3 protein-coding genes are annotated in these 2,727 nt (G+C 72.8%); all 3 read left to right on the forward strand.

Annotated elements, in window-relative coordinates; translation table 11 throughout:
• Window positions 1-30 precede the first annotated feature (30 nt).
• Window positions 31-1,062 carry an oligopeptide/dipeptide ABC transporter ATP-binding protein gene (locus IH13_RS0133560; protein ID WP_031090488.1) on the forward strand — a complete coding sequence of 344 codons (1,032 nt, stop codon included), beginning with the start codon at window positions 31-33 and terminating at the stop codon, window positions 1,060-1,062.
• Entirely contained in the window at window positions 1,059-2,285 is a 1,227-nt protein-coding gene (locus IH13_RS0133565; protein WP_031090490.1) for an NADH:flavin oxidoreductase, read from the forward strand. The genes IH13_RS0133560 and IH13_RS0133565 overlap by 4 nt, the downstream gene beginning before the upstream one ends.
• Window positions 2,282-2,727, forward strand: a 446-nt coding sequence (locus IH13_RS0133570; RefSeq protein WP_037843165.1) for an amidase family protein, incomplete at its 3' end; no start/stop codon positions are given. The genes IH13_RS0133565 and IH13_RS0133570, both read left to right, overlap by 4 nt.

Here is a 2,727-nt window from a genome sequence, read left to right on the forward strand (position 1 = left end):
CCCGCTGGGCGCCACCGAGGAGGCCACCGTATGACGACCACCCACGCCACCGGCGCCGGACGGGAACAGCTCCCCGCACTCGCGGCCGAGGACCTCGTCGTCGAGTTCCCGGCCGGGCGCGGCCGTAAGGTGCACGCCGTCTCCGGCGTCGGACTGGAGGTCGCGGCCGGTGAGACCCTCGGCATCCTCGGCGAGTCGGGCTGCGGCAAGTCCACCGTCGGCCGCTCCCTGATCCAGCTGCCGCCCCCCGACTCCGGCACCGTCCGCCTCGGCGCGACGACCCTCACCGGGCTCGCTCCCGAGGAACTGCGCCGGGCCCGGGCCCGCATCCAGATCATCATGCAGGACCCGGTCTCCGCGCTGAACCCCCGCCGCACGGTCAAGGACCTGGTGTGGGAAGGCCCGTCGATCTGGGGGAGCGGCGGCGACGCCCGCGACAAGGACACCCGGATCGACACGGCGCTGCGCGACGTCGGGCTCGACCCCGCGACCGTACGGGACCGCAGGCCGCACGAGCTCTCCGGCGGGCAGTGCCAGCGCGTGTGCATCGCCCGCGCCCTGCTCCTCGAACCCGAGGTGCTGATCTGCGACGAACCCGTCTCCAGCCTGGACGTGTCCGTACAGGCCCAGATCCTCAACCTCCTGGAGACGACGACCCGCCGGCGCGGGCTGTCCATGGTCTTCATCGCCCACGACGTGTCCGTGGTCAAGAACATCAGCGACCGCGTCATGGTGATGTACCTCGGCAAGACCTGCGAGGTCCTGCCCTCCGACGGGATGCACCACGAAGCCGTCCACCCCTACACCCGGCTGCTGCTCGCCTCCCTCCCCGAGGCCCAGCGCGGACCCGCCGGGCCCCGCGGCGCCACGGACGGCACCGCGGACGCGTCCCCGGCCGCCGAACTGCCCTCGCCCCTGGACCCGCCGTCGGGATGCCGCTTCCGCACCCGGTGCCCCCTGGCCACCGGACGGTGCTCCGGCGAGGAGCCCGCACTGCGGGAGATACGGCCCGGCCACCAGGTCGCCTGCCACCACGTCGAACCGAGGAGGAACCACCCGTGACCACCCGAGAGACCCCCGATGTCCTGGCCCCCGCCGCGCTGGGCCCCGTCAAGCTCCGCAACCGCGTCATCAAGGCCGCGACCTACGAGGGGCTCAGCCACAAGTCGCTGGTCACCAAGGACCTCGTCGACTTCCACGTCGCCTACGCCCGCGGCGGTGTCGGCATGACGACCGTCGCCTACTGCGCCGTCGCCAGGGAAGGACGCACCGACCGGCACCAGATCCTGTGGACCGACGAGGCGATGCCGGGTCTGCGCGTGCTCACCGACGCGGTGCACGCCGAAGGGGCCGCCGTCTGCGCGCAGATCGGCCACGGGGGACCCGTCGCCAACCCCAAGGGCAACGGCGCCCCGGCCCTCTCCCCGACGAAGCACTTCCACGCCACCACGCTGAGCTGGGCCCGCGAGGCGACCGTCGAGGACATCCGGCGCGTCACCGAGGCGCACGCCGAGGCCGCGCGGCGCGCCGTCGAGGCGGGCTTCGACGCCGTCGAGATCCACCTGGGCCACAACTACCTGGCCAGCTCCTTCCTCAGCCCCCGGATCAACCGCCGCACCGACGCGTACGGCGGGAGCCTGCGCAACCGGGCCCGGTTCGCCCGGGAGATCATGCGCGCGGTCCACGACGCCGTCGGCGGCCGGATCGCCGTCGTCGCCAAGATGAACATGGACGACGGGGTGCCCGGCGGCTTCTGGCTCGACGAGGCCATCCCGGTGGTCCAGTGGCTCGAACAGGACGGCACCCTCGACGCCCTGGAGATGACGGCGGGCAGCTCCCTGCTCAACCCGATGTACCTCTTCAAGGGCGACGCCCCGCTCAAGGAGTTCGCCGACGTCATGCCGCAGCCCATGAAGCTCGGGGTGAAGGCCGTCGGCAAGCACTTCCTGCGCAGCTACCCCTACCGGGACGCCTACCTGCTGGAGGACGCCCGGCAGATCCGGGCCGCGGTGAAGCTCCCGATGATCCTGCTCGGCGGGGTCACCGGCAGGCCGGTCATGGACCTCGCGATGCGCGAGGGCTTCCAGTTCGTGGCGATGGCCAGGGCCCTGCTGCGCGAACCCGACCTGGTCAACCGCCTGCGCGACGACGCCGCCACGCCCTCCCTGTGCATCCACTGCAACAAGTGCATGCCCACCAACTTCACCGGCACCCGCTGCGTCCTGGTCGACCGGGGCACCACCCGCCGGGAGACCTGGGGCAAGCCCGCCGGGTACGTGGCGTGAGGGGCCGGGACGCGGTCGCCACGGCCGAGGCCGTCAGGAACGGCGAGACGGACGCCCGGACCGTCGCCGAGCAGGCGATCGCCCGCATCGAGAAGACCGGGGACGTGCTCAACGCGGTGATCCACACCCGGTTCGAGGCCGCCCTCGACGAGGTGTCCGCCGGTCTGCCGGACGGTCCGCTGCACGGTGTCCCGATGCTCGTCAAGGACCTCGGCACCGAGGTCGCGGGGCTGCCCGCGACCGGCGGCAGCCGGCTCTTCGCCGAGGGGACCGCCCGGCACGACAGCGAACTGGTGGCCCGCTACCGGCGGGCGGGCGCGGTCGTCCTCGGTACCACCAACACGGCCGAACTGGGTCTCAACGCCTCCACCGAACCAGCCCTCTTCGGCCCCACCCGCAACCCGTGGAACACCGCGTACTCGCCGGGCGGCTCCAGCGGCGG

This window comes from Streptomyces sp. NRRL WC-3549, from assembly GCF_000721935.1.
In the GTDB taxonomy this organism is placed as follows: Bacteria; Actinomycetota; Actinomycetes; order Streptomycetales; family Streptomycetaceae; genus Streptomyces.